Genomic DNA, 24,906 nt, shown 5'->3' with positions numbered 1-24,906 from the left:
AAATGGTAGAAAAGCGTGTTCAGCCACTTGCCCGCGATGCAATGGCTTATGTTCTGGCCGGCGGCAGGGGGAGCCGTCTCAAGGAACTCACCGACCGGCGCGCCAAGCCCGCCGTCTATTTCGGCGGCAAGGCCCGCATCATCGATTTCGCCCTGTCGAACGCCCTGAACTCAGGCATCCGCCGCATCGGCGTCGCGACGCAATACAAGGCGCATTCGCTGATCCGCCACATGCAGCGCGGCTGGAACTTCTTCCGCCCCGAGCGCAACGAGAGCTTCGACATCCTCCCGGCCAGCCAGCGCGTTTCGGAAACGCAGTGGTATGAAGGCACCGCCGACGCCGTCTATCAGAACATCGACATCATCGAGGATTACGGTGTCGAATACATGGTCATTCTCGCCGGCGACCACGTCTACAAGATGGACTATGAATGGATGCTGCAGCAGCACGTCGATTCCGGCGCCGACGTCACCATCGGCTGCCTGGAAGTGCCGCGCATGGAGGCGACCGGTTTCGGCGTCATGCATGTCAACGACAAGGACGAGATCATCGCCTTCGTCGAGAAGCCGGCCGATCCGCCGCCCATTCCCGACAAGCCGGATTTCGCCCTCGCCTCGATGGGCATCTACGTCTTCCACACCAAGTTCCTGCTCGATGCGCTGCGCCGCGACGCCGCCGACCCGACCTCGAGCCGCGACTTCGGCAAGGACATCATCCCCTATATCGTCGAGCACGGTAAGGCGGTCGCCCACCGCTTCGCCAAGTCCTGCGTCCGCTCCGATTTCGAACATGAGCCCTACTGGCGCGACGTCGGCACGATCGACGCCTATTGGCAGGCCAATATCGACCTGACGGCGATCGTTCCCGAGCTCGACATCTACGACAAGTCCTGGCCGATCTGGACCTATGCCGAGATCACCCCGCCGGCGAAATTCGTCCATGACGATGAGGATCGCCGCGGCTCGGCCACCTCCTCCGTCGTCTCGGGCGACTGCATCATCTCCGGCGCCAGCCTCAACAACAGCCTGCTCTTCACCGGCGTCAGGGCCAACTCCTTCTCCAAATTGGAAGGCGCGGTCATCCTGCCGAACGTCAAGATCGGGCGGCGGGCACAGCTCAAGAATGTGGTGATCGACCATGGCGTCGTCATTCCGGAAGGCCTGGTCGTCGGCGAGGACGCCGAGCTCGACGCCAAGCGCTTCCGGCGGACGGAAAGCGGCATCTGCCTGATCACCCAACCGATGATCGACAAGCTGGATATCTGACTTATGAAAGTTCTTTCGGTTTCATCCGAAGTCTTCCCTTTGATCAAGACAGGGGGCCTGGCCGATGTGTCAGGCGCCCTGCCAATCGCTCTCAAAGCCTTCGGGGTCGAGACCAAGACCCTTCTGCCCGGCTATCCAGCCGTCATGAAAGTCATTCGCGACCCGGTCGTCAGGCTCGAATTCGCCGACCTGCTCGGCGAGCCGGCGACCGTGCTGGAGGTTGAGCACGAGGGCCTCGATCTGCTCATTCTCGATGCGCCGGCCTATTACGACAGGCCGGGCGGCCCCTATGTCGATCCGCTCGGCAAGGACTATCCGGATAACTGGCGGCGTTTCGCCGCTTTGTCGCTCGCAGCCTCCGAAATCGCCGCCGGCCTGCTGCCCGGCTGGCGGCCGGACCTCGTCCACACGCATGATTGGCAGGCGGCGCTGACCTCGGTCTATATGCGCTACTATCCGACGCCGGAACTGCCGAGCGTGTTGACCATCCACAACATCGCCTTCCAGGGCCAGTTCGGCCCCGAAATCTTTCCCGGCCTGCGCCTGCCCGCCCATGCCTTCGCCACCGACAGCATCGAATATTACGGCACGGTCGGCTACCTCAAGGGCGGCCTGCAGACCGCCCACGCGATCACCACGGTGAGCCCGACCTATGCCGACGAGATTCTGACGCCGGAGTTCGGCATGGGGCTCGACGGTGTCATCGCCAGCCGCATCGATGATCTTCACGGCATCGTCAACGGCATCGACACCGATATCTGGAACCCGGCGACCGATCCCGTCGTCCACACCCATTATGGCCCGACGACGCTGAAGAACCGTGAGGAGAACCGGCGCTCGATCGCCGAATTCTTCCGTCTCGACAATGACGACGCCCCGATCTTCTGCGTCATCAGCCGGCTCACCTGGCAGAAGGGCATGGATATCGTCGCCAACGTCGCCGACGAAATCGTCGCCATGGGCGGCAAGCTCGTCGTGCTCGGCTCCGGCGAAGCGGCACTCGAAGGCGCACTGCTCGCCTCGGCAAGCCGCCATCCCGGCCGCATCGGCGTCTCGATCGGCTATAACGAGCCGATGTCGCATCTGATGCAGGCCGGCTGCGACGCCATCATCATCCCCTCGCGTTTCGAACCCTGCGGCCTGACCCAGCTTTACGGCCTGCGGTATGGCTGCGTGCCGATCGTCGCCCGCACCGGCGGGCTGAACGATACGGTGATCGACGCCAATCACGCCGCACTTGCGGCGAAAGTGGCAACCGGCATACAATTCTCACCCGTGACGGAAACCGGCATGCTACAGGCAATCCGCCGTGCGATGCATTTTTACGCGGACCGAAAACTCTGGACCCAATTGCAAAAGCAAGGCATGAAATCGGATGTCTCCTGGGAGAAGAGCGCCGAACGCTACGCTGCCCTCTATTCAAGCCTCGTCTCGAAAGGCATGTGAACTAAAATGAACAAGTCCGTACCCACCACGCCCTATCTGGACCAGAAACCCGGCACGTCGGGACTGCGCAAGAAGGTTCCGGTCTTCCAGCAGCCGAACTACGCGGAGAACTTCATCCAGTCGATCTTCGATTCGCTGGAAGGCTTTCAGGGCAAGTGCCTCGTCATCGGCGGCGACGGACGCTACTACAATCGCGAAGTCATCCAGAAGGCGATCAAGATGGCCGCCGCCAACGGCTTCGGCAAGGTCATGGTCGGCAAGGGCGGCATCCTGTCGACGCCGGCCGCCTCCCACATCATCCGCAAATACAAGGCCTTCGGCGGCATCATCCTCTCCGCCAGCCACAATCCCGGCGGCCCGACCGAAGACTTCGGCATCAAATACAACATCAACAATGGCGGCCCGGCCCCTGAGAAGATCACCGACGCGATGTATGCGCGCTCGAAGACGATCGACAACTACAAGATCGCCGATTTCGCCGACGTCAATCTCGACCGCATCGGCAAGGACGAGCTTCCCGGCGGCATGATCCTCTCGGTCATCGACCCGGTCGAGGACTATGCCGCGCTAATGGAAGAGCTGTTCGATTTCGGCGCCATCCGCAATCTGATCAGCCTCGGCTTCCGCATTGCCTTCGACGGGATGAGCGCCGTCACCGGTCCCTATGCCAAGGAAATCTTCGAAAATCGTCTCGGCGCTCCCCTGGGCTCGGTGCGCAATTTCATGCCGCTGCCGGATTTCGGCGGTCATCACCCGGACCCGAACCCGGTTCACTGCAAGGAACTCTTCGATGAGATGATGGGCGATGACGCGCCCGATTTCGGCGCTGCTTCCGACGGCGACGGCGACCGCAACCTGATCATCGGCCGCGGCATCTTCGTCACGCCTTCCGACAGCCTGGCGATCCTGGCCGCCAACGCCAATCTCGCCCCCGGCTATTCCGGCGGCCTTGCCGGTATCGCCCGTTCGATGCCGACATCGGGTGCGGCCGACCGCGTTGCCGAAAAGCGCGGCATCGGCATGTACGAAACGCCGACCGGCTGGAAGTTCTTCGGCAATCTGCTCGACGCCGGCATGGCGACAATCTGCGGTGAGGAAAGCTCCGGCACCGGCTCCAGTCACGTCCGCGAAAAGGACGGCCTCTGGGCCGTGCTGCTGTGGCTGAACATCCTTGCCGTGCGCGGCGAGAGCGTCGCCGATATCGTCACCCAGCACTGGCAGACCTACGGCCGCAACTATTATTCGCGCCATGACTATGAAGGCCTCGACACCGATGCGGCGAACGGCCTGGTCGACAATCTGCGCAGCCAGCTTTCCACCCTGCCCGGCAAGAGCTTCGGCAGCCTGAAGGTCGAAAAGGCCGACGACTTCGCCTATCACGATCCGATCGACAAATCGGTGAGCGAGCATCAGGGTGTCCGCGTGCTCTTTGCGGGCGGCTCCCGCGTCGTCTTCCGCCTGTCCGGCACCGGCACGTCTGGCGCAACCTTGCGTGTCTATATCGAGCGCTACGAGCCGGATTCGACTCGCCACAACATCGAAACGCAGGAAGCGCTCGCCGATCTGATCGCCGCCGCCGAAAGCATTGCCAGCATTCGTGAACGCACGGGACGCGATGCGCCAACCGTGATCACCTGATCCGGGGGGAATATGCGGGGAGAGAGTTCGGCGCAAAGCGGCGCGATCGTCTTCGAGACCGGCGTCGAATTTGCCGTGTGGTCGCATCATGCCGCACAGATCGAACTCTGCCTCTTCGAGGATGACGGCAACAGGGAATTCGCGCGCCTGCCGATGGCGCGCGACAGCAATCACGTCCATCGTCTGTTCGTCGACGGGCTGAAGGCGGGCGCGCGCTACGGATACCGCGCTGACGGCATCTACGCCCCCGACGGCGGCCTCTGGTTTGATCCCTCCAAACTGCTGATCGACCCCTATGCCAAGGAGATCGATCGGCCGTTCCGCTACGATCCCCGCCTCGGCATCTATGGCGAGGACAGCCAGGACCTGATGCCGAAGGCGATCGTCACCACCGATACACGCGCCGCAATCGCCAAGCCGCTCTTCAAACCGGGCGGCTTTATCTATGAAGTGGCGGTGCGGCCCTTCACCATACTCCATCCCGATGTGCCGGAGGCTCAGCGCGGCACGGTTGCCGCTCTTGCCCATCCCTCGGTCGTAGCGCATCTGAAGCGGATCGGTGTCGACGCCGTCGAACTGATGCCGATCACCGCCTGGATCGACGAGCGCCACCTGCCGCCGCTCGGCCTTACCAACGGCTGGGGCTATAATCCGGTCGCCTTCATGGCGCTCGATCCGCGGCTGGCGCCGGGCGGCATGACAGAACTGCGCGAGACGGTCGCGGCCTTGCATGCCGAAGGCATCGCGGTCATCCTCGACCTCGTCTTCAACCATACCGGCGAGAGCGACCGTTACGGCACGACACTGTCGCTGCGCGGCCTCGACAACCTGCATTATTATCGCCACGCCCAGAATTGGCCGGGCGAACTCGTCAACGACACCGGCACCGGCAACACACTCGCCTGCGATCATCCCGAGGTTCGCCGTCTCGTCATCGACAGCCTGCGCCATTTCGTGCTCAATTCAGGCGTCGACGGTTTTCGCTTCGATCTCGCCCCGGTGCTCGGACGCACCGCGACAGGCTTCGAACGCGACGGCGGAACGCTTGCAGCAATCCTTTCCGACAATGTGCTTGCCGACCGGATCATGATTGCCGAGCCCTGGGATATCGGCCCGGGCGGTTATCAGCTCGGCAATTTTCCGCCGCCCTTCCTGGAATGGAACGACCGGGTTCGTGACGATCTGCGCTGCTACTGGCGCGGCGACGATTGGAAGACCGGGGCGCTCGCGACCGCGCTTGCCGGTTCCTCCGACATCTTCTCCTGCAACGACGGCAAGGGAACGCGCAGCGTCAATTTCCTCGCCGCCCATGACGGCTTCACGCTGACCGATCTCGTCTCCTACGCCGGCAAGCACAATGACGCCAATGGCGAGCACAATCGTGACGGCCATAACGAGAACCACTCCTGGAACAACGGCGTCGAAGGGGAAACCCTCTATCCCTCGATCCGCAAGCGTCGCCGGGACGATGTGATGGCGCTGATATCGACGCTCTTTGCCACCCGCGGCAGCATCATGCTGACGGCGGGCGATGAGGGCGGCCGCAGCCAGCATGGCAACAACAATGCCTATTGCCAGGACAACGAGATCACCTGGCTGGACTGGAAGGCGCTGGACGAGGATCTCGTCGCCCATACCGCCTTTGTCTCAGGGCTGCGCCGCCGCTTCACGGTCTTCTCCGAAACAGGCTTCCTGTCAGGAAACGGCGATGTCGAATGGATTTCGCTTTCGGGTGAACCGATGACCGTCGCCGAATGGGAGACGCCGTCGCTTTCCACCCTCGGCATGCTGCTTTCCACAGGTGACCGCTCCGCGCGCGGCAGGCAGACCCGGCTTGCCGTGCTCTTCAACCGGTCGGACCGCCGCCAGATCTTCACGCTTCCCTCGGAAGGCGAGGCGGGCTGGCGGCAGCTGACGCCGGAGGGAACGAAAAAAGCCGGTGCCAGCGTTACCGTCGAGCCACGCTCCGTCGCCTTTTTCGTCGAAAACTGACCCCCTCGGTCCACCTGGGCAAATCCTTGTCGCAATCGTCATAAATGCACGATAAGGCTTGAGCCGGCGGCCTATCTCACGAGGAATTCATGGTCACGGAAATTTCACTCTCCGACGTGCGGGGACTGATCGGCATGGAAACAGGCCTTTCGGACTGGATCACCGTCGACCAGACGATGATCGACGCCTTTGCAGGGGCAACCGACGACCATCAGTTCATTCATGTCGACCCCAAGCGCGCGGCGGCAGAAAGCCCCTTCGGCGGCACCATCGCCCATGGCTTCCTGACGCTGTCGCTGCTGTCGACGATGAATTACAACTGCTTGCCGAAAGTGCGCGAGCAGACCATGGGCATCAATTACGGCTTCGATCGCGTCCGCTTCATGACGCCGGTGAAGAGCGGCGCCCGCGTCCGCGGCCGCTTCCTGCTCTCCGACGCCCGCTTCCGCGGCGGCGGCATGCTGATGACCACTTATGACGCCTCGATCGAGATCGAAAACGAGAAGAAGCCGGCGCTGACGGCAAGATGGATCACGATTATCCAGTTCGACCCGAAGGACCGTCCCGAGGACGTTTGAGCCGAACGCCGCTTGTCACTCGACCGAATTGAAGACGGCCTCGAGTGCGTGCCCGTCCGGATCCATCACGAACGCCGCATAATAATGTTCGCCGTAGTGGGGGCGTAAGCCCGGGCCACCGTTGTCATCGCCGCCATGGGCGATTGCCGCCGCGTGAAATCGATCGACCGCCTGGCGGCTCGGAGCGGCAAAGGCCAGATGGAAACCCGGGCCGGCCGGACGCTGGCCATCCGGTCGATGTTTGATCGCCAGTTTGTCTCCGCCGCCGGGAAGGCCGTAGCCGACCGCCTGTCCCGCCTGCCCCGGCCTGATGTCATTCCAGACCCTGACATAGCCGAGCGCGCCGAGGGCGGCATCGTAAAATGCCGCCGACCGTTCTATATCGGAAACGCCGAGAGAGGCATGGTGCAGCATTTACCTATCCCTTGAATGAGGCTTACGCAGCCGGGATCGCTCCGGCCTCAATGGCCGGCATCATGCGCCGCCTCGTCGAGCAGCCCGAAGACGAAATCGGAAAACGAGCGCCAGCACTCCACCCGGAACGTGTCTTTATCCGTGCGCAGAAGCACGATCTCCGCCTTGCCGAGGATCGTCCGCGACGCGGCTCCGACCGGAAAGGAAGACAAGGACAGATCCTGCGGGCAGCCGGCGGCAAGCGTTTTTTCCGCACCCGGTCCCGAGACGATGATCGCGAGATTGCGGTGCGAAACGTCGGTCGCCGAATGCACGGCGCTAACCCCCGAAAGCACCGTCATCAGATCGGCCCCGTCCTCGTCGATGACAAGCCATTCGTCCGGCCCGATCCAGAGCACCGATCGGGCGCCGGCCCGCCCCGATGTTTTCGGGACGGTCGGAACGGACAGGCCGAGCGCTTTGGAAAGCGCGGCAAGCGAACCCGCCGGCGCGCGCAGCGCCACCCGGCTTGCAGTGGGTGCGATGGTCAACCGAACTGTGGCGGAGCCGCCGAGACGGCCGGCAAGCACAGGCTTGCGAATTGCGACATCAGCCATGGATGCGGCCTCCTTCCTTGTCAAAGAACACCAGATCCGTCACCTCGACGGCGATCGTCCGGTCCGGCATCGGCACGTAGAGCGTCTCGCCCATCCGCGCCCGGCCGCCGGCGACGAGCGCGAAGGCGATCGACCGGCCGCAGTTTTCCGACCAGTAGGACGAGGTGACGTGGCCGAGCATGGTCATCGGCTTCGGCTCGTTCGGGTTCGCGACGACCTGCGCGCCTTCCTCGAGCACCAGCTTCGGATCCTTGGTGACAAGGCCGACGAGCTGCTTGCGCCCTTCCTTGACGAGATCAGGACGCTGCAGGCCGCGAATGCCGACAAAGTCCTTCTTCTTCTTCGAAACGGCCCAGGCAACGCCCGCGTCATCCGGGGTCACCGTCCCGTCAGTATCCTGGCCGACGATGATGTAGCCCTTCTCGGCGCGCAGAACGTGCATCGTCTCAGTGCCATAGACGCAGGCGCCAAGCGGCTCGGCATTGGCCCAGACAGCTTCGAGCACCGACTGGCCGTAATCGGCCGGCACGTTGATTTCGAAACCGATTTCGCCGGTGAAGGAGACGCGGAAGAGCCGCGCCGGCACGCCGCAGACGGTGCATTCCGCAACGCTCATATGCGGGAAGGCCTCGTTCGAAAGGTCGAGCCCCTCGACCAGCGGCTCGACGATCGCGCGCGCCTTCGGCCCCTGCACGGCAATCACCGCCCATTGCTCGGTCACCGAGGTCAGCCATACCTTCAGATCCGGGAATTCCGTCTGCAGGTAATCTTCCATGTGGTGAAGAACACGCGGCGCGCCGCCGGTCGTCGTCGTCACATGGAAACGGTCCTCGGCCAGTCGCCCGACGACACCGTCGTCATAAACGAAGCCGTCTTCGCGGGTCATGATGCCGTAGCGGGCCTTGCCCGGCTTCAGCGTGTCCCAGGCATTGGTGTAGATGAGGTTGAGGAACTTCGCCGCATCCGGCCCGACCACCTCGATCTTGCCAAGCGTCGAAGCGTCGAAAATACCGGCCGACTCTCGGGCTGTGCGGCATTCGCGGGCGACCGCCTGGTGCATGTTCTCACCCGCCTGCGGATAGAACCAGGCACGCTTCCAGTTGCCGACATCTTCGAAGACGGCGCCATGCGCTTCTTCCCAGTTGTGCAGCGGCGTCTTGCGCGTCGGATCGAACAGCTCTCCGCGCGAATGGCCGATCAGCGTACCGTAGGTAACCGGCGTATAGGGCGCACGGAAAGTGGTGAGACCGACCTGCGGGATTTCCTTGCCGAGCATTTCGGCGGCGATCGCCAGGCCGTGCATGTTGGAAAGCTTGCCCTGGTCGGAGGCCATGCCGTTGGTCGTGAAGCGCTTGATATGCTCGATCGAATGCATGCCCTCGCGCACGGCAAGGCGGATATCCTTGGCGCAGACGTCGTGCTGGAAATCGATGAAGGCCTTGGCGTTGGTCTTCGGGCCGGCGCCTTCGGCAGCGCCGATCATGCCGCCCGTCCATTCATAGGCCTGCTCGGCCGAAATTGCGATCTTCTCGCCGCTGCTTCTGCCGGTGGCCTGCGCCATCAGCTCGCCGGCGGCAAGCGATTCCTCGATCGTCCGCTGCAAATCGTCCGTGCCGTTGCAGGCGCCGACCGAAAGGCAGTCCTGCGCGTAAGTGCCGGGCAGGAAACGCTGGCTTTCGGCATCAAAGGCCACTTTGCCCCGCGACTGCGAGAACAGATGCACCGACGGCGTCCAGCCGGCCGAAACCAGCAACGCATCGACCGCGATCTTACGCGGCGAACCGCCGCCGTTGCGCGCCACCGTCATCGACGAGATGCGCAGCCGCCCCGCCGTGTTGATCACCGACTGCCCGGTCAGGACGTCGATGCCGAGCGCACGCGCCTCCTCCAGCACTGCCGCTCCCGGCGCCTGCCTGCAATCGACGATAGCGGCGATCGAAACACCGGCGCGTTTCAGATCGAAAGCGGCCTCATAGGCCGAGTCATGCGCCGTATAGATGCCGACCTTGGTTCCGACCGCGACGCCGTAGTGATTGAGATACATCCGCCCTGCCGAAGCCAGCATGATGCCCGGCCGGTCGTTGTTCGGAAATACCATGTGCCGCTCGATCGCGCCGTTGGCGAGGATCACTCGCTTGGCCCGCACCTGCCAGAGCCGCTCGCGCGGCAGATCCTGAGAAGGCTTGGCGATATGATCCGTCACGCGCTCGGCGAGAGCGACGAAATTGTGGTTGTAGTAGCCGAAGGCGGTAGTGCGCACCAGCACTTCGACATTGTCCATCGCCTTCAGCCGCGCCACGGCCTTCTGCGCCCAGGCATAACCTTCCTGGCCGTCGATCGTCACGCCGGCATCGTAGCGCAAGGCGCCGCCGACTTCCGCCTGCTCGTCGCAGAGGATCACCTTGGCACCCGCCGCGGCCGCGGCCAGGGCCGCCGAAAGTCCGGCAACGCCGGCGCCGACTACCAGCACGTCGCAATGAGCATAACGGCTGGCATAATGATCCGGATCCTCTTCCGTTGGCGCGACACCAAGGCCGGCGGCACGACGGATGAGCGGTTCGTAGACGCTTTTCCAGGCGGCGCGCGGCCACATGAAGGTCTTGTAGTAGAAGCCGGCGGCGAAGAACGGCGACATCAGATTGTTGACCGCGCCGACATCGAAGGCGAGCGAGGGCCAGCGATTCTGCGAGTTGACGATCATGCCGTCGAAGACTTCCTGCACCGTGGCGCGCACGTTCGGCTGCTTGCGCGCCTTATCGCGGGCGACGTCGATCAGCGCGTTCGGCTCCTCGGCGCCGGCCGACAGAATGCCGCGAGCCCGGTGATATTTAAACGAACGGCCGATGAGATGCACACCGTGGGCGATCAGCGCCGAGGCGACGGTATCGCCTTCGAGCGCGGCATAGGTCTCGCCGTCGAAGCTGAAGCGCGCGGTTTTGGCCGGCGTCAGGCGCCCCTTGCCGACGATACGGTTCACGCCGCTCATTGCGCCTCTCCTTCCACGGCTTCATATGTCTCGACAGGCGCATGCTTCTCGGCAGCAGCGCCGATCTCAGGCTTCGGCTCACCGGCCTTGTAGGTCACGATGAACTTGTCGCTCACCGTATCGCGCGCCGCGTTGAAGAAGCGCCCGCAGCCGTGAATGTGCCGCCAGCGTTCGAAGATCAGGCCTTTCGGATTGTCGCGCAGAAAGAAATAGGCCTCGAATTCCTCGTCCGAGACGGAGGCGATATCGGCGGGCCGCACGATATGCGCGTCACCCGCGCCACGGAATTCAAGCTCCGAGCGCTCTTCCTGACAGTAAGGGCAATGGATCAGCAGCATGTAGAATTTCCTTCTCCTCCACTTCTCCCCAGCGGAGAGAAGGTGCCTGCAAGGCGGATGAGGGGGTGAGCGACGAAAGGAGCGAGCGTTGGGAAAGCACTCATCATCAGTGCGCCACCGCCGCCGCCGCCGCCTCGTCGATCAGCCGGCCACTGCGGAAACGCTCCAGCGTCAGCCCGGCATTGAACTTGTGCGGCTCGTCGCGGGCGATCAGATGCGCGAAGAGATTGGCCGAGCCAGGCGTCGCCTTGAAGCCGCCGGTGCCCCAGCCGCAATTGACGTAGAGCCCGGGAACCGGCGTCTTCGACTGGATCGCCGAACGGTCCGGCGTATTGTCGACGATGCCGCCCCATTGCCGCATCATCTTGACGCGCCGGAACATCGGGAAGAGCTCGCAGATGGCGTCGAGCGTATGGGTGATGATCTGCAGCCCGCCGGTCTGCGAATAGGAATTATACTGGTCGGTGCCGGCACCGATGACGAGCTCGCCCTTGTCGGACTGGGAGATATAGGCATGCACCGTGTTCGACATGACGACGCACGGAAAGATCGGCTTCAGCGGCTCGGAGACCAGCGCCTGCAGCGGGCTCGATTGCAGCGGCACGCGCACATCGGCCATCTTCATGATCGTCGATGTGTGACCAGCCGCCGACACGGCGACCTTTTTGGCGCCGATGAAGCCGCGCGAGGTCTCGACCCCGGTCACGCGTCCATCGGGGCCGCGGCGGATGCCGGTCACTTCGCAATTCTGAATGATGTGCACGCCGCGGTCCGAGGCCGCACGCGCATAACCCCAGGCGACCGCGTCGTGGCGTGCCGTGCCGCCGCGCCGCTGCAGCGCCGCGCCGTTGATCGGGTAGCGGGCGCTCGCCGAGATATCCAGCGGCGGGCAATAGGCCTTGGCCTGCTCCGGCGTCAGCCATTCATTGTCGATGCCGTAGAGCCGGTTGGCATGGATATGCCGCTTGAACGACTGCTGGTCGTGAATATTGTGCGAGAGCATCATCACGCCGCGCGGCGAATACATCACATTGTAGTTGAGCTCCTGAGAAAGCCCTTCCCAGAGCTTCATCGAATGCTCGTAGATGTGCATGCTCTCTTCATAGAGATAGTTCGAGCGGATGATGGTGGTGTTGCGCCCGGTATTGCCGCCGCCGAGCCAGCCCTTTTCGATCACCGCTACATTGGTGATGCCGTGCTCCTTGGCGAGGTAATAGGCCGCACCCAGCCCGTGACCGCCAGCGCCGATAATGACGACGTCGTATTCGGCGCGCGGCTCCGGCGAAGTCCACTGCTTCTCCCAGCCCTTATGGCCACGAAGGGCCTCCCTCGCCACGGCAAAAACCGAATATTTCCGCATCCGCCTTCTTCTCCTTCAGGAAAGGGCTGTTCTCCGCGCCCATACAAATCGCAAATCCAAATGCGGCACAACGGTTCTTTTGCGACAGCCGAACGCTTTGCTTTTGACACTAAGCGACATGATGCCGAAAACGGCGCGGTTTTTAGACGACATCGTGCGCTGCTTGCGAAAGCCGTCCGGCAGAATAAGCCAAACCAACCTTCCCCAGGGCAGCCACCCGGCTCTAGCCCAAGTGGGCGAGAAGACAAGCAGTTACTAAAATGCTAATTCACCCCATGTTCCCGGGGTTCCTGTATCATGTGGGGTCGGCGTTCATTACTCCAGGCACTTTGCATTATGGTTGCCATCGCGCAGCCGGCACTCGCCGCCGAGCCGGTCGGCCAGGCCGTCGTCATCAAGACGGAGGTGACGGGACAGAGCGGCCCGATCGAAGTCGATGCCAGCGTCCATCGCAACGAACGCATCAGGACATCCCCATCGGGACTTGGCCAGTTCCTGTTTCGTGACGGCACGAAGCTCGCGGTGGGCTGGGGCTCGTCGGTCGTGATCGACAAATATGTCTTCGATGATTCCCAATCGGTGAAGAAACTCACCATTAGGGCGGCAAAGGGCACGTTCCGCTGGGTGAGCGGCAGCTCCAACTCCTCCGCCTACCAGATCCTGACGCCCGCCGGCACGATCGGCGTGCGCGGCACCGCTTTCGACTTCTACGTCGGCCCCGATGGCACGACCGCCGTCGTGTTGTTGAATGGCGCTGCCCGGTTTTGCGGCCCGGGCGGCTGCCGGCAGTTGCAGCAGCGCTGCGATTGCGTGGTGGCCAAGCCGAACGGCAATATGTCGGCGGCACGCCGGGTCGATCCCAGCATTCTCGATACGCTCGGAAATCCCCGCGCGCTCCCCTTCCTCTCCGGCAATCAACGGCTTTCCGGCGGCATCGGCATGCTCGGCGGCTGCAATATGGCCTCGGTCGCGCCGGAAAGAAAAGATCGGACACGGCCTCCGCCGGCAATAGCGCCCGCGCCGCAAAAGCAGGATCCGCCGCAGAGACAGGCCGAGCCGCAGAAGGAGCGGCCGAACAAGCCCGACAAACCGCATCATGACAGGCCGCATCACGACAAGCCGGACAAGCCCAGCAAGCATGATGGCCATGGCCGGCATGACACCGACGGCAAGCCGGGAAATCACGGCGAGGATCATCGAGACCACGACCGTGATCATGGCGGAAACCGCGATCGCGATCATGACAGAGATCGGACCAACGACAGGGGCCGGAATTTCAATCGCGGCCGCTGAAGTCCCTCAGTCGGCGGCGCTCTTTTCGCTCCCCTCCGGCGCCTCGCGAAAATGATCGGTCCTGCCGGATATGCGCTGGTAGAATTCCGCCAGAGCGCCGGTCACCTGCGCCGCCCTGAGCTTGACGGCACCGATCAGCTTCCGGCTGTTCCGCGAATGTGATTGCAGGGCCTCCATCAACTGCCTGTGAACGACCTCTAGAGCGGCGAATTCCTGAGACGCCGCGACCCGCTCATCGCCGACGACGGCAAGGATCTGCGTCCGGCTGCTCTTTCCCTTGAGCGGTAGGGCGCCGGCTTCGATCAGCGCCATTCCCTGCACGGACCGCGCCGTGCTGTCGGAGATGAGGATATCGAAGCCGACCTCCTTGCAGCATGACTCGATGCGCGCCGCGACATTGACGGCATCGCCGACCGCCGAATAGTTGAAGCGGGTCTTGGCGCCCATATTGCCGACGCAGGCAAGGCCGGTATGGATGCCGATGCCGATCCCGACCGGTTGCCCGGGCCCGAAGCCGAAGGCGTCGCCGGCGTTCAATTCGGCGAGCGTCTCGCGCATGGCAAGCGCTGCGCGGACAGCCTTGGTTTCATGATCGGCCACATCGACGGGCGCATTCCAGAACGCCATGATCGAATCGCCGATGAATTTGTCGAGCGTGCCTTCATTGGCCACGACATGGCGGCTCAGCGCATCGAGCAGCGTATTCAGGAAGGCGACGACATCGGCCGGCGCCAGCCGCTCGCTGATCTCGGTGAAATTCCGGACATCGACGAACATGACCGTCAGTTCGCGGTCGTCGCCGCCGAGGCGCAAGGCATCGCGGGTATGCTCGATACGATGAAGCAGCGACGGCGAAAGATAATGCCCGAAGGCGCGCCGCACCTCACGCCGCTCCCGGTCGATCACCAGGATCTTGAACGAGGTCGCGGCAAAATGGATGATCGATCCGCTGACGATCGGCGCCAGCGGATCGAAAAGAAGCCCGGCATAGAGAAAGGACAGCCAGGAGGCCACGAGCGCCATGGCCGTGATCAGCAGGCCGCAAATCAGCGCGACGGCGGGACTGACGAAGGTCGTCACCACGACGAGCAGGCAGCCGAGCACGGCGATCGTCAGGATTTCCAGCCCGTCCGCCCAGTCGGGCCGCGACAGGAACTGGCCTGACAGGATCTGCTCGACCGCCTGTGCATGCAGCGAAACGCCGGGAACGTTCTCGCCGAGCGCCGTGACGCGGATGTCCTGCAGGCCGGCCGCCGACGTGCCGACGAAGACGATGCTGCCGTCGATGGCGGCCGCGACCTCGGGAGAGGCCCCATCGGCCGCAAGCACCTGCCGGGCGGATATGTAGCGCTCGGCCCGGTCGGGGCTGACATAGAGCCAGAGTTCGCCCGCCGCCGTCAGCGGCACGATAAAATCGCCGATCTTTGCCGATGTCATGATGCCGGCGCGGTCGGGCGCGCCCGACAGAACATAGGTCGAGACCCCCTGCGCGACACGCAGCGCCTCGATCGCGAGATTGGGATAGAGCTGTTGGCCGTCAGTCAAAAATAGCGGCACCGCCCGCACCACCGGCGAGGGATTGCCGGGATTGAGGCTGATATGGCCGAGCCCCGCCGCATTCGCCTCCAATTGCGGCCTGAGCGGTGTCGAGGCGCCGAGATAGGGAGGAGCCGAGACCGGGCTTTCGCCGGTGAAAGCAAAACCCGCCTTCACCGACGGCCGGTAATTGCCCTCGTTGGAAAGGCCGAAGCCGAGCACGACGGGCTTCTCGGCAATCGAGCGGGCGAATATCTCGTCATTATCGGGCAGCTTCTCGGCAAGCGAAGGATCGACCCCGGCGGCCTCACGCACGACGTTGCGCGGCGACAGCCGGTCCGGCTCGGAGAACAGAACATCGAAGGCGATGGCGGAAGCACCCATTTGCGAAAGCCGGTCCACCAGCAGGGCGAGCCGGTCCCGCGGCCAGGGCCATTGTCCGAACTCGCGCAGCGAGGCCTCGTCGATATCGATGACGCGGACCGGCATCGGCTCGAAGGTCCTCGGAACCAGCCGCTGATATTCGTCGAAGGTCACACCGCGGATCAGCTTGAAAATCCCGGGATCTTCTGCCCGCAGGATCGTGAGCAGGGCAACAATCGCCAGGCCGATAACGACACCGATTTGCTGGACGCGCGTCATGATCTCACCGGGTGTCCCCTCCACGGCCCGCAGAAACGGTCCGCACCTGCCGGCAGGCTACGCCGCTTTCGGTCCGAACGCCATTCGGACATGCCGTGGCGGTCCTCTCTTTCAATGGGCCGCGCTACACATCCGGATTAGGTCTGCTTTTGGCTATATGGCAGGGCTTCGATCTTGCCGGGCAGCCGGCGAAATGTTCTTGTAGCAGTCGAAAATCGAATGCCTTCCAGAGAAGAACGAGGGGTCACCGTGATTTCCGAAACCGCCGCGCGCCGGAGCGGCTATTGGCTGATCGTCGTCGTGCTGGCAATGCTCGCGGGACTGCCGCTGGCCGTTTGGCTCGATATCAGCGATCTCTCGGGAAATACCCTGCGGCGTCAGGCGCGCGACATGAGCTCGCTGATATCGAGCATCCGATCCTATTATTCCGCCAACGTCGTCGGCCGTGTTCTCGCCGCCCACGCCAGCGGTGCGACCGAAGGCACCGTCGTCTCGCACAATTATGCGAATATACCAGGCGCCGTTCCGCTGCCGGCCACCCTTTCCCTGGAACTCGGCGACGTCATCAAGGAGCAGCAGGCCAATATCACCTATCGTTTCGTCTCCGACCTGCCGTTCAAGAGCCGGGCCTCCCACGAACTCGACGAATTCGAGAACAAAGCCCTCGCCGCGCTGCGCGCCAATCCGCAGCAGACGCTGAACGATCTCACCCGTGTCGGATTCACCGACACTTTGCGCCTCATCACCCCCGTCGTCATGGGCCAGGCCTGCGTTGCCTGCCACAATACCCATCCCGAAAGCCCGAAGACCGATTGGAAAGTCGGCGATGTGCGCGGCATTCAGGAAGTCATCATCCGGCAGCCCTATGCGAGTAACGTCTTCGCCTTCAAATACCTGCTCTGTTATTTCCTGTTCGTCGCTCTCATCGGCATCAGCTTCATTCTGCTCCAGCGGCAGCAGACGCGCGCGATCCATAGTGCCAACCTGGATCTGGAAGCGGCGAACGAGTTTCTGGCCAGCGTTTCCCTGAAGATTTCGCGCTATCTCTCGCCGCAGATCTACAAGAGCATCTTCTCCGGACAGAAGGACGTCGTCGTCCATACCGAGCGCAAGCGCCTGACGATCTTCTTCTCCGACATCAAGGATTTCACCGCGACCACCGAGCGGCTGCAGCCGGAAGCGCTGACGGAGATGCTCAACGAATATCTGACGGAGATGTCGAACATTGCCCTGGAACATGGCGGCACGGTGGACAAGTTCATCGGCGACGCGATGCTGGTGTTTTTCGGCGACCCGGAAACCAAAGGTCCGGAGGAGGACGCCAAAGCCTGCCTGCGCATGGCCGTAGACATGCAGCGCCGTCTCGGCGAACTCAAGGACAGATGGCGCAGAAACGGCACCGAAGAGCCTTTCGTCGTCCGCATGGGAATCAACAGCGGTTATTGCAACGTCGGCAATTTCGGCAGCAGCGACCGCATGGACTATACGATCATCGGGGCGGAGGCCAATCTCGCAGCCCGGCTGCAATCGATCGCCCAGGGAGGCGAGATCGTCATCAGCTACGAAACCTATGCGCTGGTGACCGAAATCGTCGATGCCCACCCGCTGCCGCCGATCACGATGAAGGGCATACAGCGCGAGATCGTGCCCTATGCGGTGGATGGGCTGACGCTCGGCGCCGACCATAAGAGCCGCGTGCTCAGTGAGCACCTATCGGGCCTCGACCTGCACCTGGATATGAGCCGGCTGGAGCCGGCCGATCGCCTGCGGGTCAGGACGGCTCTCAAGGAGGCGATCGCCGCACTGGATGAAACCGCGCCCGAGGCGGCCGGATCGTGACCGGATAAGGGCAAGCGTGATTTTTCCGCCCGCTTCCCATATCCATCTGGACTTCCTATACCCGATCTGCTATCCCGCATCACCAATCGCAAGGCTGCGGCCGCGCGAACGTTATATTTTTGCCCCTGGCGCTGCGCCGCCGCAGGCATCACCAACCAAAGGAACGTGATTCTCGTGCAGGTACTTGTCCGCGATAACAATGTCGATCAGGCTCTCCGCGCTCTCAAGAAGAAGATGCAGCGCGAAGGCATTTTCCGCGAAATGAAGATGCGCGACTATTACGAGAAGCCGTCGCAGAAGCGTGCGCGCGAAAAGGCTGAGGCTGTTCGCCGCGTTCGCAAGCTGGCCCGCAAGCGCGCCCAGCGCGAAGGTCTGGTCGCACGCTGAGCGTTGCCGTCGTTTTTTCGACGTTTTCAGATGCATTGTGGCGGGGGCGATGGGTTCGCCACCGCCTTTTTTAGTTTGCCGCTGAAGAGCGCATATCCCGGTATCGGATATGCCGCATGGGGAAAGCGAGCCCGAATGGCTGTCAACACCTTGAATCCGTCCCGCGCCTGGCGCCTGCAGAAAACCGCATTCCTGCCCGCTTTGGCGCTGGCGGCAATGTTCGGCCTTGCCGGCTGTGAGACGACAAACACAACGGATGCCGTGATCCGCATCGACAAGGCGCAGGGTTCGGAAGAAAATATCGCCTCGCTGACGGCTGTCATCAACGCCAATCCCAAGGATCCCGAGGGCTACAACGTCCGCGGTTCCGCCTATGGCCGCGGCGGCCAGTTCCGTCAGGCGCTGAACGATTTCAACACCGCGTTGCAGATCAATCCGCGGTTTTTCCAGGCCTATGCCAACCGCGCCCTGGTCTATCGCAACATGGGCCAGCAGGCCCAGGCGATCAGCGATTACAATGCCGCGCTGCAGATCAATCCGAGCTATGACGTCGCCTATATCGGCCGCGGCAACGTCTATCGCATGGCCGGCCAGGACGACCAGGCCTTCAACGATTTCGACAGGGCGATCCAGCTCGGCACCACCGATGGCCGCGCCTATCACAATCGTGGCCTGATCTACCAGAAGCGCAATCAGCAGGACAAGGCGATCGACGATTTCTCGAAGGCGATCTCGCTCGCGCCGAATTCGCCCGAGCCCTATAATGGCCGCGGCATTTCCTATATCGCGCTGAACGACAACGACAACGCCTTTGCCGATTTCAACCATGCGATCGAACTAAATGGCAACATCGCCGAATCCTGGGCCAACCAGGCGCTCGTCTACGAGCGGCGCGGCGACAAGGCGAAGGCCGCCCGGTCCTATCGCCACGCCGTTGGCCTCGATCCCAAATACCAGCCGGCCCGCGACGGCCTTGCCCGCGTCGGCGTCGCCCCAGCCGGCTAGAGCATGACGCCGAAAAGTGTCAGCGGTTTTCGGACATGCTCTAACTCTTTAATTTAGAATAGGATTCAGATTTTAGGCCAGTCGGGCCTAAAATCCGGATCCTATTCTGGGGACATCAGTCGGCCGGCCGAAACATCGGCCGCCGCACGACCTCGAAACGAGACGCCGAAAAACTGCCATCGTCCCCGGTGACATATTATAGTATGTTGCAACCTGATCCTGCTCCCCCTAACATGGCAGTGCTTCGATAGCCTGCTATCGGGCGTTCGAACCATATTGAGGGCGGCTTGCGAAAGATGCGGATCGTTGCTTTCCTGACCGCTCGCGAAAACCGTTGCCCGCTGCATGCAATGTGGCGCAATAAATGAAAATCGTCGCACTGTTCTTTCCCAAGGCCTCGATCGGCACCTATCTCGTCGCCATGGCGGTGGCGATCGCAGTGCCGATCTTCGCCTTCGTGGCGCTGCTTCTGCTGCAGCTTGAGGACAATCAGCGCTCGACGCTGAAGCGCGAGACGGCCCAGGATGCGCTTGCGCTCTCGCGCATCATCGACCGCCAGCTTCAGGACATGGCGACGACGCTGCGGCTGCTTTCGAGTTCACCGGAACTCGAAGACGGCAATCTCGCCGCCTTCCATCAGCGCACGGAAACGGCCCTCAGAGACAATACGCTGTTCGTCATCGCCGTCGACGGCGCCGGCCGGCAACTCTTGAATACGCGCCGGGCGTTCGGCACTCCGCTCGGTGAGATAGCGAACATCCCGGCCCTCCAGGAAGTCATGGCCTCCGGTCGCATCGAGGCCTCCGACGTCTTTCGCGGCCGCACCAGCGGCGACTGGGTCTATAACGTCACCCTGCCGCGGAAGAATGACCCCGTCGCCGCCCTGATCATTACCCAGGACGCCAAGGATCTCGGCAAACTCGTGACAACCGAAGGCCTTGCTCCCGGCTGGTCTGCCGCCGTCATCGATCAGAGCGGCCACGTCGTCGCCTCCACCGGCCCCGCCAATCTCGAACCCGGTACGCCCTTCGATCCGCGCATCCTGCCGGCATTCACCGCGTCACGCGGCGTCTTCCAGGACGAGACGATCCTGCCGCACATGCTGCTCGGTTATTCCAGGATTCCCGGTTGGTCGTGGAAGACGGTGATCTGGGGACCGATCGCCCAGGCATCGATCCTCAGCACCTGGCGTTTCCTCATCATCGGCGGCGTGGCCCTGGTGCTCGTCGCCGTGCTCGGCGCCTATGCCGTCGCAAGACAGGTGCGCACCACCATCCGCGATATCGCCGAAATGGCCAACCGCATGGGCGAAGGCCATATCGTCTCGCCGGTCGAGACCAGCGTCATCGAGGCGAACCAGGTGGCGATCGCCCTTTCGAATGCCTCCTTCGATCGCAGCCAGACCGAGGACCGGCTGCGCTTCGTCATGCACGAGCTCGTCCACCGCACCAAAAACCTTCTGACGCTGGCCCAGGCCATGATGCGCCAGCTCGCCAAACAGGCCGACAGCGTCGAGACCTTCCAGGCCGCCGTCGCCGATCGTCTCGAAGGGCTGGGGCGTTCGATCGAGCTTCTGACCAGCGAGCAATGGGGAGGCGTGTCGCTGCGGCGGGTCGTCGACATCCACCTGCAGGCCTTCCCGCAATCTCGCGAACAGATCGAAATCACAGGCAAAGATTTCGTGCTGAAGCCGGATGCGGTGCAGAATCTCGGGCTTGCCCTGCATGAACTCGCCACCAATTCGGTGAAATACGGTGCGCTCTCCGTCCCGCAAGGCCGTGTCCGCTTCGAATGGCATGATGTCAGGGAAGAAGACAAGCCGGATGCCCTGCTCCGCTTCACCTGGGAGGAGCGCGGCGGCCCGCCGGTGGCAGAGCCGACCCGATCCGGCTTCGGCACAACCGTCATCAAGGCCCATGCCGCCTCCGCTTTCCGCGGCACGGTGCAGGTCGATTTCCGGCCCGAGGGCCTGTTGTGGGTGCTGACGGCGCAGCGCGCCACGCTGGAACGCGACTAAATCAGGAACAATCGCCACCCCTACCCGTTTCGAACAGGTCGTTCCCAAGGAGAAAGACCATGTTCAAGCAAACGATGATCGCAGCCGCGGCTCTGGCGGCCGCTGCCTGGGCAAATCCGGCCGGCGCGGAAAATTATGTCACGCTTGGCCGCCTGGTCTGCGGATCGGATGGCGGCCAGGGTCTGATCATCACCTCGCAGAAGAACCTGATCTGCACCTACACGCCGGCATCAGGCGGCGCCAAGGCTGTATATGCCGGCAAGATCGAGAAATTCGGCCTCGACATCGGTCAGACCGGCAAGAGCGTGATGATCTGGCAGGTGCTGGCAAAAACCGGCACGGATATGCCGCAATTCGCACTGGCCGGCGAATATTACGGCGTCGGGGCGGATGCGAGCATCGGCGCAGGCGCCGGCGCCAAGGTGATCGCCGGCGGCACGAACAAGGCGTTCATGCTGCAGCCGCTGAATGTCCAGGCCCAGGAAGGGCTGAACCTCGCGATCGGAGTCGAGAAGATGACGCTCGTGCCGGGCGAGGTATGACGGCACAGACCATCCGGCGTCAGTCGAACAGCCGCCCGAAGGGCGGCTGTATCGGCGTCATCCGTGCGCGATCGCCTTGTTGATATCCTCGGTCATTTTCTTCGCGTCGCCGAGCAACATCATCGTGCCGTCCTTGTAGAACAGCGTATTGTCGATGCCGGCATAGCCCGAGCCGAGCGATCGTTTGACGAAGAGGCAGGTCTTTGCCCGGTCGACGTCGAGGATCGGCATGCCGTAGATCGGTGAGGTCTTGTCGTCACGCGCCGCCGGATTGGTGACGTCGTTGGCGCCGATGACATAGGCGACGTCGGCCTGGGCGAATTCCGAATTGATATCCTCGAGCTCGAAGACCTCGTCATAGGGAACATTGGCTTCGGCGAGCAGCACGTTCATGTGGCCGGGCATGCGGCCGGCGACCGGGTGGATCGCATATTTCACTTCAACGCCGTTCTTCTTCAGATTGTCGGCGAGTTCGCGCAGCGCATGCTGGGCCTGGGCAACCGCCATGCCGTATCCCGGCACGATGATGACCTTCGAAGCGTTGGCCATCAGATAGGCCGCATCCTCGGCCGAGCCGAGCTTGACCGTCTTGTCTGAAGTGTCGGGCCCGCCGGATGCCGCCTCGCCGCCGAAACCGCCGAGGATGACGGAGACGAAGGAGCGGTTCATGCCCTTGCACATGATGTAGGAAAGAATGGCGCCGGAAGAACCGACGAGGGCGCCGGTGATGATCAACGCCAGATTGCCGAGCGTGAAGCCGATGCCGGCCGCAGCCCATCCGGAATAGGAATTCAGCATCGAGACGACGACCGGCATATCGGCGCCGCCGATCGGCACGATCAGCAGAACGCCGAGCGCCAGCGACAGCGCCACCACGGCCCAGAAGTCGAAATGACTTTCGGTGGCGGCAAGCCCGATGATGAACAGCACGATCAGCACCAGCAGGGCCGCATTGATCATATGCCGGTAAGGCAGCAGGATCGGCTTGCCGGACATGCGCCCATCGAGCTTCAGGAAGGCGATGATCGAGCCGGTGAAGGTCAGCGCACCGATCGCCACGCCGAGCGCCATCTCAACGCGCGCCTCGGTGTGGATGTGGCCGATCTCGCCGATGCCGAAGGAGGCGGGGGTATAGAGCGCCGAGGCCGCGACCAAGACGGCGGCAAGGCCGACCAGCGAATGAAAGCCGGCGACGAGCTGCGGCATCGAGGTCATGGCGATGGTGCGGGCGACATAGGCGCCGACGCTGCCGCCGATGGCAAGGCCGAGGATGATCAGCACGAAGCCGCCGAAGTCAGGCGTCGCCAGCACCAGCGTCGTCAGGATCGCAATCCCCATGCCGATCATGCCGTAGAGATTGCCCTTGCGGCTGGTGGCCGGATGCGAGAGACCCCGCAGTGCCAGGATGAAAAGAACGCCGGAGACGAGGTAGAGGAAGGCTGCGATATTGGTCATCGGTTCCTCACCGGTCCTTCTTGCGGTACATCGAGAGCATCCGCTGCGTCACGAGGAAGCCGCCGAAAATGTTCACCGAGACGAGCACGAGCGCGACGAAACCGAAGCCGGTCGCAAGCCCGCTTGTCGAGATGCCGACTGCCAGAAGGGCGCCGACGACGATGACGGAGGAGATCGCATTGGTGACGGCCATCAGCGGCGTGTGCAGCGCCGGCGTCACCGACCAAACGACGTAATAACCGACGAAGATCGACAACACGAAGATCGCCAGCTGGAAGACGAAGGGATCGATCGCCCCGCCGGTCGCAGCACTGGCCGCCTCAGGTGCGTGGGCCGCCGCGGTGACAACGGCGGTCACCGCCTGGTCGAGCTGTTCCAGCGCTCTGTCCATTGCTTCACTGGCCATCACAGATCTCCCTTCTTCGCACCGCCGAAGGCGGGATGAACCACGTCGCCGGCATAGGTCAGCATCGTCGCCTTGACGAGCTCGTCGTCGAGGTTGACGACGACGCTCCGGCTTTCCTTGTTGACCATGGTCTCCAGGAAGGTGACGAGGTTCTTGGCGTAGAGCGCCGAGGCGCTGGCCGCGACCCGGCCCGGCATATTGGCGAAACCGATCACCTTGACGCCGTCGACATCGGCGATCTCGCCGGCGACGACGCCCTCGATATTGCCGCCGCGCTCGACCGCAAGGTCGACGGCGACCGCGCCCGGTTTCATCGCGGCGAGCATGGCGCGCGAAACGAGCCGCGGCGCCGCGCGGCCGGGGATCAGCGCGGTGGTGATGACGATGTCCTGCTTGGCGATATGTTCGGCCACGAGTGCGGCCTGCTTGCTCTGATAGTCGGCGGACATTTCCTTGGCATAGCCGCCGGCCGTTTCCGCCGCCTTGAACTCCTCGTCCTCGACGGCGATGAACTTGGCCCCGAGCGAGGCGACCTGCTCCTTGGCGGCCGGGCGCACGTCGGTGGCCGAGACCGCAGCGCCCAGACGCCGCGCCGTGGCGATCGCCTGAAGACCGGCGACGCCGGCGCCCATGACGAAAACCTTGGCGGCCGGCACGGTGCCGGCCGCCGTCATCATCATCGGCATGGCGCGATCATAGACCGCCGCCGCCTCGATGACGGCCTGATAGCCGGCGAGATTGGCCTGGGACGAAAGCACGTCCATGGACTGGGCGCGGGTAATGCGCGGCATCAGTTCCATCGCAAAAGCCGACAGGCCGGCGCTGGCAAGAGCCGCGATCGCTTCGTCATTGCCATAGGGATCCATGATGGCGATGACCACGGCGCCGCTCTTATAGCCTGAAATTTCCTGTCCGGTCGGGCGGCGCACCTTCAGCACCACGTCGGCCGAGGCTGCATCGGCAGAAGTGCCGATCCTGGCGCCGGCTGCCTCGAACTCGCTGTCCGGAACGCGCGACGCCGCACCGGCACCGGCTTCGACGACGACGTCGAAGCCGAAACTTTTCATTTTTTTCACAGTCTCGGCGGAGGCCGCGACGCGCGTCTCCTCGCCCGCAATTTCCCTAGCAACGAAAACGATATTGCCCAACTGCCCCCTCCTCCGGGTCAGCC

At 63.0% G+C, this 24,906-nt stretch carries 20 protein-coding genes; 11 read left to right on the top strand and 9 right to left on the bottom strand.

Translation table 11 applies throughout. The features are described 5' to 3' along the window. The first annotated feature begins 2 nt into the window (after window positions 1-2). The 5 genes from glgC to QMO80_RS16345 all read left to right on the top strand — a co-directional run bounded on the left by glgC (window position 3) and on the right by QMO80_RS16345 (window position 6,919). Window positions 3-1,265: a glucose-1-phosphate adenylyltransferase gene (gene glgC / locus QMO80_RS16365; RefSeq protein ID WP_183609494.1), complete on the top strand. Its 1,263-nt coding sequence runs from the start codon at window positions 3-5 to the stop codon at window positions 1,263-1,265. 3 nt (window positions 1,266-1,268) lie between these two features. Continuing rightward, window positions 1,269-2,711 carry a glycogen synthase GlgA gene (gene glgA / locus QMO80_RS16360; RefSeq protein ID WP_283197485.1) on the top strand — a complete coding sequence of 481 codons (1,443 nt, stop codon included), beginning with the start codon at window positions 1,269-1,271 and terminating at the stop codon, window positions 2,709-2,711. A 6-nt stretch (window positions 2,712-2,717) separates the two neighbouring features. Further along, on the top strand, window positions 2,718-4,349 hold the full coding sequence (locus tag QMO80_RS16355; RefSeq protein WP_283197484.1) for an alpha-D-glucose phosphate-specific phosphoglucomutase: 1,632 nt from the start codon (window positions 2,718-2,720) through the stop codon (window positions 4,347-4,349). A gap of 12 nt (window positions 4,350-4,361) precedes the next feature. Beyond that, window positions 4,362-6,341, top strand: a complete 1,980-nt coding sequence (gene glgX / locus QMO80_RS16350; protein ID WP_283197483.1) for a glycogen debranching protein GlgX — start codon at window positions 4,362-4,364, stop codon at window positions 6,339-6,341. A gap of 89 nt (window positions 6,342-6,430) precedes the next feature. Further along, window positions 6,431-6,919: a MaoC family dehydratase gene (locus QMO80_RS16345; RefSeq protein ID WP_283197482.1), complete on the top strand. Its 489-nt coding sequence runs from the start codon at window positions 6,431-6,433 to the stop codon at window positions 6,917-6,919. Window positions 6,920-6,934: 15 nt separating this feature from the next. Here the strand turns inward: QMO80_RS16345 and QMO80_RS16340 are convergent, their stop codons facing one another. From QMO80_RS16340 to QMO80_RS16320, 5 genes are all read right to left on the bottom strand, one after another. Then, a complete protein-coding gene (locus QMO80_RS16340; protein ID WP_283197481.1) occupies window positions 6,935-7,333 on the bottom strand; it encodes a VOC family protein in 399 nt (132 codons plus the stop codon). 47 nt (window positions 7,334-7,380) lie between these two features. Then, window positions 7,381-7,929, bottom strand: a complete 549-nt coding sequence (locus tag QMO80_RS16335) for a sarcosine oxidase subunit gamma (RefSeq protein ID WP_283197480.1) — start codon at window positions 7,927-7,929, stop codon at window positions 7,381-7,383. After that, window positions 7,922-10,915, bottom strand: a complete 2,994-nt coding sequence (locus tag QMO80_RS16330; RefSeq protein ID WP_283197479.1) for a sarcosine oxidase subunit alpha — start codon at window positions 10,913-10,915, stop codon at window positions 7,922-7,924. The genes QMO80_RS16335 and QMO80_RS16330 overlap by 8 nt, the downstream gene beginning before the upstream one ends. Next, window positions 10,912-11,253 (bottom strand): sarcosine oxidase subunit delta, encoded by a 342-nt coding sequence (locus QMO80_RS16325; protein WP_049734737.1) that lies wholly within the window; start codon window positions 11,251-11,253, stop codon window positions 10,912-10,914. The genes QMO80_RS16330 and QMO80_RS16325 overlap by 4 nt, the downstream gene beginning before the upstream one ends. A gap of 106 nt (window positions 11,254-11,359) precedes the next feature. Next, the gene (locus tag QMO80_RS16320) at window positions 11,360-12,613 is read right to left on the bottom strand and encodes a sarcosine oxidase subunit beta family protein (RefSeq protein ID WP_049734738.1); all 1,254 of its coding nucleotides are present in this window, start codon (window positions 12,611-12,613) and stop codon (window positions 11,360-11,362) included. A 297-nt stretch (window positions 12,614-12,910) separates the two neighbouring features. On the opposite strand from QMO80_RS16320, the gene QMO80_RS16315 reads away from it, so the two are divergent. Then, complete coding sequence (locus QMO80_RS16315; RefSeq protein ID WP_283197478.1) at window positions 12,911-13,906, top strand: FecR domain-containing protein; 996 nt, start codon at window positions 12,911-12,913, stop codon at window positions 13,904-13,906. 6 nt (window positions 13,907-13,912) lie between these two features. Here QMO80_RS16315 and QMO80_RS16310 read toward each other — a convergent pair whose 3' ends face one another. Beyond that, window positions 13,913-16,084, bottom strand: coding sequence for a CHASE2 domain-containing protein (locus QMO80_RS16310; RefSeq protein WP_283197477.1), 2,172 nt, complete (start codon window positions 16,082-16,084; stop codon window positions 13,913-13,915). 219 nt (window positions 16,085-16,303) lie between these two features. Between QMO80_RS16310 and QMO80_RS16305 the strand changes: the two genes are divergently transcribed. The 5 genes from QMO80_RS16305 (at window position 16,304) to QMO80_RS16285 (ending at window position 21,874) form a co-directional block, all read left to right on the top strand. Beyond that, entirely contained in the window at window positions 16,304-17,923 is a 1,620-nt protein-coding gene (locus QMO80_RS16305; protein WP_283197476.1) for an adenylate/guanylate cyclase domain-containing protein, read from the top strand. A 174-nt stretch (window positions 17,924-18,097) separates the two neighbouring features. Then, entirely contained in the window at window positions 18,098-18,310 is a 213-nt protein-coding gene (rpsU, locus tag QMO80_RS16300) for a 30S ribosomal protein S21 (RefSeq protein ID WP_003585885.1), read from the top strand. Window positions 18,311-18,445: 135 nt separating this feature from the next. Then, entirely contained in the window at window positions 18,446-19,315 is an 870-nt protein-coding gene (locus QMO80_RS16295; protein WP_283197475.1) for a tetratricopeptide repeat protein, read from the top strand. Window positions 19,316-19,679: 364 nt separating this feature from the next. Next, window positions 19,680-21,332 carry a sensor histidine kinase gene (locus QMO80_RS16290; protein WP_283197474.1) on the top strand — a complete coding sequence of 551 codons (1,653 nt, stop codon included), beginning with the start codon at window positions 19,680-19,682 and terminating at the stop codon, window positions 21,330-21,332. A 59-nt stretch (window positions 21,333-21,391) separates the two neighbouring features. Next, window positions 21,392-21,874, top strand: coding sequence for a DUF992 domain-containing protein (locus tag QMO80_RS16285; protein WP_283197473.1), 483 nt, complete (start codon window positions 21,392-21,394; stop codon window positions 21,872-21,874). A gap of 57 nt (window positions 21,875-21,931) precedes the next feature. On the opposite strand, the gene QMO80_RS16280 is transcribed toward QMO80_RS16285, so the two are convergent. From QMO80_RS16280 to QMO80_RS16270, 3 genes are read right to left on the bottom strand one after another with little or no spacing between them, the layout of a single operon-like run. Further along, window positions 21,932-23,329, bottom strand: a complete 1,398-nt coding sequence (locus QMO80_RS16280; protein ID WP_283197472.1) for an NAD(P)(+) transhydrogenase (Re/Si-specific) subunit beta — start codon at window positions 23,327-23,329, stop codon at window positions 21,932-21,934. 7 nt (window positions 23,330-23,336) lie between these two features. Further along, window positions 23,337-23,735: a proton-translocating transhydrogenase family protein gene (locus QMO80_RS16275; protein ID WP_007631757.1), complete on the bottom strand. Its 399-nt coding sequence runs from the start codon at window positions 23,733-23,735 to the stop codon at window positions 23,337-23,339. Beyond that, window positions 23,735-24,883: a Re/Si-specific NAD(P)(+) transhydrogenase subunit alpha gene (locus tag QMO80_RS16270; RefSeq protein WP_283197471.1), complete on the bottom strand. Its 1,149-nt coding sequence runs from the start codon at window positions 24,881-24,883 to the stop codon at window positions 23,735-23,737. The genes QMO80_RS16275 and QMO80_RS16270 overlap by 1 nt, the downstream gene beginning before the upstream one ends. Between the last annotated feature and the right edge of the window lie 23 nt (window positions 24,884-24,906).

The sequence above is a fragment of the Rhizobium sp. BT03 genome (assembly GCF_030053155.1).
Classification (GTDB): domain Bacteria; phylum Pseudomonadota; class Alphaproteobacteria; order Rhizobiales; family Rhizobiaceae; genus Rhizobium.
This window is presented reverse-complemented; position numbering and strand designations above follow the sequence as displayed.